This is a genomic window from Algibacter amylolyticus, from assembly GCF_014202225.1.
Lineage (GTDB): Bacteria > Bacteroidota > Bacteroidia > Flavobacteriales > Flavobacteriaceae > Algibacter_B > Algibacter_B amylolyticus.
Genome location: NZ_JACHGE010000011.1, coordinates 102,865 through 110,088 on the forward strand (window position 1 = coordinate 102,865; position 7,224 = coordinate 110,088).

At 32.5% G+C, this 7,224-nt stretch carries 8 protein-coding genes; 4 read left to right on the forward strand and 4 right to left on the reverse strand.

Annotated elements, in window-relative coordinates; translation table 11 throughout:
* Positions 1–5: 5 nt before the first annotated feature.
* The 4 genes from HNQ90_RS16980 to HNQ90_RS16995 all read right to left on the reverse strand — a co-directional run bounded on the left by HNQ90_RS16980 (position 6) and on the right by HNQ90_RS16995 (position 3,455).
* A complete protein-coding gene (locus HNQ90_RS16980) occupies positions 6–929 on the reverse strand; it encodes an ATP-grasp domain-containing protein (RefSeq protein ID WP_144118122.1) in 924 nt (307 codons plus the stop codon).
* Positions 919–1,602 (reverse strand): hypothetical protein, encoded by a 684-nt coding sequence (locus HNQ90_RS16985; protein WP_144118123.1) that lies wholly within the window; start codon positions 1,600–1,602, stop codon positions 919–921. The genes HNQ90_RS16980 and HNQ90_RS16985 overlap by 11 nt, the downstream gene beginning before the upstream one ends.
* Before the next feature lie 105 nt (positions 1,603–1,707).
* Positions 1,708–3,171: a chymotrypsin family serine protease gene (locus HNQ90_RS16990; RefSeq protein ID WP_144118124.1), complete on the reverse strand. Its 1,464-nt coding sequence runs from the start codon at positions 3,169–3,171 to the stop codon at positions 1,708–1,710.
* A 44-nt stretch (positions 3,172–3,215) separates the two neighbouring features.
* Positions 3,216–3,455, reverse strand: coding sequence for a hypothetical protein (locus HNQ90_RS16995; RefSeq protein ID WP_144118125.1), 240 nt, complete (start codon positions 3,453–3,455; stop codon positions 3,216–3,218).
* Positions 3,456–3,660: 205 nt separating this feature from the next.
* Here HNQ90_RS16995 and HNQ90_RS17000 point away from each other — a divergent pair, with 205 nt between their 5' ends.
* The 4 genes from HNQ90_RS17000 to HNQ90_RS17015 all read left to right on the forward strand — a co-directional run bounded on the left by HNQ90_RS17000 (position 3,661) and on the right by HNQ90_RS17015 (position 7,041).
* Entirely contained in the window at positions 3,661–4,149 is a 489-nt protein-coding gene (locus HNQ90_RS17000; protein ID WP_144118126.1) for a P-loop nucleotide/nucleoside kinase family protein, read from the forward strand.
* A 188-nt stretch (positions 4,150–4,337) separates the two neighbouring features.
* Positions 4,338–5,771, forward strand: coding sequence for a glycosyltransferase family 2 protein (locus HNQ90_RS17005; protein WP_144118127.1), 1,434 nt, complete (start codon positions 4,338–4,340; stop codon positions 5,769–5,771).
* A gap of 184 nt (positions 5,772–5,955) precedes the next feature.
* Entirely contained in the window at positions 5,956–6,198 is a 243-nt protein-coding gene (locus HNQ90_RS17010; RefSeq protein WP_172625933.1) for a YgaP-like transmembrane domain, read from the forward strand.
* A 327-nt stretch (positions 6,199–6,525) separates the two neighbouring features.
* A complete protein-coding gene (locus tag HNQ90_RS17015) occupies positions 6,526–7,041 on the forward strand; it encodes a hypothetical protein (RefSeq protein ID WP_144118129.1) in 516 nt (171 codons plus the stop codon).
* The last annotated feature ends 183 nt before the right edge of the window (positions 7,042–7,224 follow it).

A 7,224-nucleotide genomic window follows, 5' to 3' on the forward strand; every position in this document is an offset into this window, starting at 1 on the left:
ATTAATTACGCCACCAAATATTCAGCTAAAACTTTAGATATTTTTTGCCCTGTATTGCTTTCGTAATAGGAATACCCCGGCATTGGATTTACCTCAAAACAATACACATCGCCATTATCTGTAAATCTTAAATCGATACCGCTAAAATCTAATTTAAGTGCAGCACTAACGTTTACACATGCTTTTTTTATAGCGTCTGAAATTTCGAAAGGCTCCAATTCGGTTTCGCCACCATCCTTTCTAGCATAACGATAATCGACACCTGTGGTTAGTATTTTAGTGGCTATAACCTCTTTTCCTATAACATGCACCCGAACATCGAAACCAGATAAGCGTGCTTGAAATTGAACCGGGCAATATTTTATTTTATTTAACCTTTCGGTATCAGTAGGATCGAACTCTTTTACAATGGAACGTATGCCACTAATTGATTTATAAATTATAGATTTATGAGTAGCATTAAAATCCAAAACAGCTTTTGGGTTATTGGTAATTAAAGTTGGAGGCGTTTTTAATCCGTAGCGCTTAATTATTTGTGCTTGGTACGGTTTACTACTATTACTATACATGTTGCTGTGCCTATTAACAACCTTAGCATTTGCAACTTCCAACCATTCAAATAAAGATTCGTGTAGCATTTTACATTTAGCCTTAGTTTTTTCATCTTTGCCCTCCATTTCTGGTAGGTTATTTTCGCTCATAAACCGAGAATACACACTCTTAAAACTCGATAAATCATAGCTACAGTTCGACATATACAATTTCCCTCTAGGCACACCATTAACAAACTTCCAATCAATTTCGGTGTTTTCAAAATGTCTTTGATTAAAAACAACAACCTGAGCATCTGTTTCCATTAAAGCATCTTTAACTTTTGAGATTGGGCTTTCACTAGGTATACCACATAATAATACCATTTTAGTTTTCATAAATAATGTGTTTTAAAATAGCAATTAATTTAGCGCCATACTTACTAAGTTCTGGATAGGTATTGGCACTTACAAATTGGGTTTCATCCTGTTTATTTATATAAATTTCTAACAATGGTGTTTGGGCAAGCATAGAGAGTTTTATACAATGTTCAATCAAGGTTTTATTACGGCAATTTGTAATTACCTTTTTACCAACTACAAGCACAGGTTCTGTTAGTGCCATAGCCTCTGAAGATGCAGAATTAAATCCTGCTTTATAGGCAGCATTAGCCCATTGCTGTTTAGACCAAAACACACCACTTAAACTATAGCCTTTTCCTGGGTTATAAATACGTCCTTTTTTACTAACCTGGGCTAACCAACTCATCATTAAGGCATTCATTTCAGATTGTACGTACTGGCGTTCGGCCTCGTTGGCTTTATCCCAAATAGGTGCAATAGCCATTTGTGTTCTATTAAATAGAAAATTGAGGTTGCTATTGGTTATTTCTAGCCCTTTTTTTGTTTTAATATAAAACTGGTCTTCATCATTATTAATATGCTGTGTCCATTCTTCGGCCATTAGCAACTCTTCCGGACTCACCAATTCTATCTCAACATGGCTTTTTTTAAGCTCCAAATAAAGCCAAATGGCATCGCTATCTTGTGGATGACTTAATATTACATTCATAATTGGTAATTAATTAAAAACCTTAAAAACAAATAGCTACTTTGCTTTTAATATTTGTTTCTAAGGTTTTATTAAAAGTGACTAACTCAAAAATTATTTGCCGTATTACATCATACTGTCAGCAATATCCTTATTCATTTTTTCTTGCATCGCTGCAATATCCTGTTCATTAGTTAAAGCGCCCGATGATAAATCTGGCCGTAAATCTGAACCAATAAAAGCAGTTAATGCAGATAAACTTTGTTCTATTTGCGACAAGCGATCTTCAATTGTATTTCCACCAGTATTAAAGTTACCTAAACCTGGTTTATAGTTATCCGAAATCTCTCTTAGCTTATTACCACCATCAAAAGGTTTATCTAGCTTATCTGTAATAGGCTTATCTACTTTATCTGGCATAATGCCTTTATTATCTGGCAATTCCTTATAGAACTCTTTTTTAATTTCTTTTTTAAACTCTTTACTTTCTACCTTTTCAATCTTTTCAAGCTTTTCCTTTTTAATTTCCTTGTTTTCCTTTTTCTCTAGCTTTTCTAATTTTTCAGTTTTTTCAAGCTTTTCAAGTTTAATTTCTTTAGTTTCCTTATTAATATCTTTAAAATCTTTTAAAACACTTTTAGATTTAATACATAAAGAAATATTCAACTCGCTTAAAACATGCGAAATAGGATTAATGTAAGTGTAGCCGGCATCATTACCTGCAAAAAGCAACCCTATTACCTTATTATCGGCATCTACAACCACAGAACCCGAATCGCCTTTAGCACTAAATTTGGGGTTTACATTTTCATCGGGTCTTATACCAATTTGATCGGTTAAGGTTTTAACACCAATGGTGTCTCCGTAGTTAACATTTACGGTGGCATTTATAGCATCAACAAAACCTTCGGTAAATAGTGTTGTTCTACCTCGTTTTCTTACTGCCGAATTTAAAACAGCCGATGCCGTTCCTTTCACATCACCTATATCTACAATAGAACAGTCGTGCGGTCTGCCACTTAATGTGGAAATAGCACCATCTACATGTCCGCTTAAAACGGCACGTTCTAAGGCTCCTACTCTATCGGTTCCTGGCGAACCTGTATCTACACGACTTGGTTGGCACATAAAATCGCCAACACTCCATGTATTATCAACACACATAACATGATAATTACTTAATAGCACGGGGTTGTTTGTAACATTATCTTTAGCAATACACCCTAAAGTTCCTGTAAATATATATCCAGAAATAGCACGTTCTGGCCCGATGCTAATTCCGCCTTGTACCGTGGCATACGTAGTGGTATCGGCTTGTAAAGAAATGTTTTCTAGTTTTTGAGAGAACACCTGAGGGAAAACTTCCATTTCAATAACATCGGTTTTAATACCGTTTATTGTTGTTGGAATTTTATCTTTTGAAGCAACCGTTTTCTTTTTTTGTTTTACATGTACCCTAATGGTAATTTCATCGGTACGTTTACCATCTGTGTACTTATAGCCTACATCGACTCCAGTAACGCCTTTTAATTTAAATAAAGCAGCTTCGGCAGATTGCTTTTCCTTAATAATGTCATTTAATGCTTTCATTTTAATGGGGTTTTAATTCTACATAGTTTTACATTTTTAATTAATTATTGAGGGAAAATGGTTTTATATGTTACGCTAATTGCTATACCGTCTACAGATTCGGGGATGTTTAAATCTTTATTAGTTACGTTTTTAGAATTCACTAAAACCCTAATACATAAATCGCTGGTATACACACCGTCCTTTTTTAAAGATGCTATTTCTATACCTGTTACGTTAGGAGAATCTATAACCTGCGCTTGTATAGTTTTAAAAACTTCTTTTACTTTATCGTAATTTTTCATGAGTGTGTTTAATTGATAAAACCAAATTTAGTTTTAAAAACAAGGGCTTAAAAGAGGAAATAGCCTGATAACACACAAGGATTACACCCCATTTTTATAAGGGTTTTTCCTGTATTTAAATAATAAGTAACACCAATACCTTATATTTTTCCAAATTTTGAAATTGCTTTATATTTATTAATTTAGATGTTATATTATAGGCTACATGATACATTTAATAGTAGGAAATACAGGCGCTGGCAAAACAACCTACGCCAAGGCATTAAAAGAAAAAACAAAGGGTATTTTATTTTCTATTGATGCCTGGAATAAAACGCTATTTCTTGAAGATAAAAAGCCAGAGGATGGTTTAGAATGGTTTTTAGAACGCATTGAAAGAGCCGAAAAAATGATTTTAAATGTAGTAGAGCAATTGGAAGACGCTAAAACAGATGCCATTCTAGATTTAGGCCTATCAAAATTTGAACATCGAGAGAAATTTAGACGTTTTGTAAAGGCCAATGGCTACCAAATAAAACTTCACTTTTTAGATATACCAAAAGCCATTCGCCAAAAACGGGTCATGCAACGCAATACTGAAAAAGGCAACACTTTTGAGTTTGAGGTAACCCAAGAAAATTTCGACTTTATGGAAACTTGGTTTGAAACACCCGATAAAACAGAACTTGAAAATGGTATTATTATCAAGGAATAAAAAACTATTTAATTCCTAATACTTATCCAATACTTACATAAACCTCAGGCCATAGGCCTATTACCTATTTATGGTCTTGTTATTAATAAAAATGTTAAGCTTTAATTAACATTTACAGGACATCTAAACCAAATTTTCCTACGTAAATCTGGTATAACAAAAAATCAAACAAAAACCCTTAGAGATTTATGGACATACAAGTTTACCTTCGTAAAATTAATTTCATTATCAAAAAATCAATCCATTCTACTAAAACTTTTTTTCGTTATCAATTAACTCCCGAAAACTCCGAAAACAATTTTGTTTCCCTAAGCACTTTTTTATTCATGGCTTTAGGGCTTTCTTTTTTCTGGGTATTCCATAACGATTTCGAGCAATTTAACGCCAATAAATTTAGTACCACAATTGGTTATGCTTTTGGAGTTGTAGCGTTTAGTTTTATGACGTACAAAGTGTTACTATTTTTATACATGGTTTATAACTTTTTTAAATATAAACCTATTGAAGCTGTTCCAGATACCGACTTGCCAACATGTACGGTTATTGTGCCAGCTTATAACGAAGGTAAACAGGTTTATGATACTTTAATGAGTTTAGCTAAAAGTGATTACCCAGAAGAAAAACTACAACTTATTGCCATTGACGATGGTAGTAAAGACGATACTTGGACATGGATACAAAATGCTAAAGAAAAATTAGGAGACCGTTTAGAAATATACAAACAACCACATAACCAAGGAAAACGACACGCCCTTTACCGTGGTTTTAATGTAGGAACAGGCGATATTTATGTTACCGTAGATAGCGACTCTATTGTAAATACCGACACTATTAAACTTTTAGTAAGTCCGTTTATACATAACGAACAGTGTGGTGCCGTAGCAGGAAACATTCGTGTTTTAAACAATAAAAAGGCAACGCTACCTAAAATGCTAGATGTTAGTTTTGTATTAAGTTTCGAGTTTGTAAGATCTGCCGAAAGTAATTTAAACTCGGTGCTTTGTACACCTGGTGCTTTAGCAGCTTACCGCAGTACAGCAGTGCATAACTGTTTACCACAATGGATTAACCAAACGTTTATGGGTACACCATCGGATATTGGTGAAGATCGTGCCATGACCAACATGATATTAAAACAAGGTAAACATGTGCTGTTTCAAAAAAACGCTATTGCTTACACCAATGTGCCAGAGGAATATGCAGGTTTATATAAAATGTTTATTAGATGGGGACGCAGTAATGTGCGCGAAAATTTAGAAATGGCTAAATATGTGTTTACTAATTTTAGACCAGATTCTAAATTCGGAACACGTTTATTATTTATTAGTCAGTTTTCTAAAATTTTAATGAGCTTTCCGTTTTTATTTTTCATGTTATACTTTGTACTTGTACACCCGTTATTATTTTTAGGCTCTACACTAGTAACTATTTTAGTACTTGCTACATTTCCGGTATTGTTCTTTGCGCATAGATACAGATCGTTCGAGGCGTTTTGGGCTTATTCATACAGCATTTTATACACCTTTGGCTTGTTCTGGATTACACCCTACGCTATTGCTACTGCAAACAAAAGTGGCTGGCTGACAAGAGAACTAGCAGACAAAAAAGTGGCTAAGGTTTAGAAGAGTCATTTTAGTTTTTACAATTTACAAACACCAACCATAATGACACCTAAATTATGGTTGGTTTTTTTATGGAATTGCTGAAGTACCGTACAACGAATTTTTAAATTAATAATAACCATTGTAGTATTTTTTTTCTAATTTTATTCAAAATTTATTCATGAAGATAAAATTAAAAAGGAATATGAGCAACTTCGACAGAATCGTAAGATTTTTGGTTGTATTAATTTTATTAAGCGTGCTTTATTTTACAGAAATAAAAGGTTTACTTGCAATAGTAATTATTCTTATTTGCATTCCCTTTTTATTTGCTAGTGTTACAGCGCACTGTCCTTTTTATCAGTCCACCAATCTATCAACGTATACTCATGAAGATTTCGAAAATATTGATAGTTTTAAAGATACCGAATTTAAGGACAAATTGTAAATAATTCGTCTTATGTAATATAGCTTATCGGCCAACCTGCTCCGTATAGCTAACCAACTTTAAGGAATCCTATTTCTTTTAATTATAAAACATCAATTACAACAAATATATAGAGTTAAAACATGTGTTTTATTTAATATATATTTACTGTGTTTAGTGGCTTTAATCCGAATGACTTGGCATAACAATATATTTAGACTTTTCTTACATAAAAATTAATTATATTTACGGGATAATAGCGACAAAAAAGCTATTATATCCTGACTTATTTGCGGGATATGAGTAGTGAAAGTTAGTATATAACGAGTTAGCTATAATTAGAAAAAAATGAGATTACGAATCAAAAGCACAAATTTGACTTTAAAAATAATAAGTTGGATTCAACTAATTGGAGGTATTACAGGAATCGGTTTAATGGCTTATTTGATGTTAAATACAGGAGAATTAAGCGGAGCAATTCTTTTGATTTTCCTTTCTGGTCTAGCCTTATTTATCTTCTCAATATACGCTGGAAAAAGACTATTATGTGAACGCACAAAAAAAGCTGGAATTATTTTATCCGTTATAAATCAAATATTACAAATAATTCAATTCGATATTAGTGGAAATGGACTTAGTTACAGCTCAGGAATTGAGTTTCTTGTCGGAATTAAAAATAATATGTTGAGTTTCGATTTTGGAATAATTAAATCAAGTTTCAATATGTCAATTAATACAGATTCTACGGATTTTGAATTTATAATAAATTTTGCTGCGATAATTTTAATAATTGTGCTACTTGACATTTGGAAGGAATTCAGAGAAGAAAATAAAATAACTATGGCTAACAAAGAACTGAGGTAAAAAACAACTCTTTTCTTCATTAATTTGAGACATTATTAATTTAGGCTCAGAGATTCAAAATTGTGATTCTTTGAGCTTTTTTTACCACCTATTTTATCAACTATCTAGTTAATACAGAAACATATGTTTCATCATAAGGATTACCAGATTTTGCGATAGCAAAACATTGTTTTAATAGTTTAT

What these genes read in the sequence shown, in the direction of transcription:
- HNQ90_RS17010 (WP_172625933.1), top strand. Translation starts at nt 5,956, where the DNA reads ATGAGCAACTTCGACAGAATCGTAAGATTTTTGGTTGTATTAATTTTA.
- HNQ90_RS17005 (WP_144118127.1), top strand. Translation starts at nt 4,338, where the DNA reads ATGGACATACAAGTTTACCTTCGTAAAATTAATTTCATTATCAAAAAA.
- HNQ90_RS16990 (WP_144118124.1), bottom strand. Translation starts at nt 3,171, where the DNA reads ATGAAAGCATTAAATGACATTATTAAGGAAAAGCAATCTGCCGAAGCT.
- HNQ90_RS17000 (WP_144118126.1), top strand. Translation starts at nt 3,661, where the DNA reads ATGATACATTTAATAGTAGGAAATACAGGCGCTGGCAAAACAACCTAC.
- HNQ90_RS16985 (WP_144118123.1), bottom strand. Translation starts at nt 1,602, where the DNA reads ATGAATGTAATATTAAGTCATCCACAAGATAGCGATGCCATTTGGCTT.
- HNQ90_RS16995 (WP_144118125.1), bottom strand. Translation starts at nt 3,455, where the DNA reads ATGAAAAATTACGATAAAGTAAAAGAAGTTTTTAAAACTATACAAGCG.
- HNQ90_RS17015 (WP_144118129.1), top strand. Translation starts at nt 6,526, where the DNA reads ATGAGATTACGAATCAAAAGCACAAATTTGACTTTAAAAATAATAAGT.
- HNQ90_RS16980 (WP_144118122.1), bottom strand. Translation starts at nt 929, where the DNA reads ATGAAAACTAAAATGGTATTATTATGTGGTATACCTAGTGAAAGCCCA.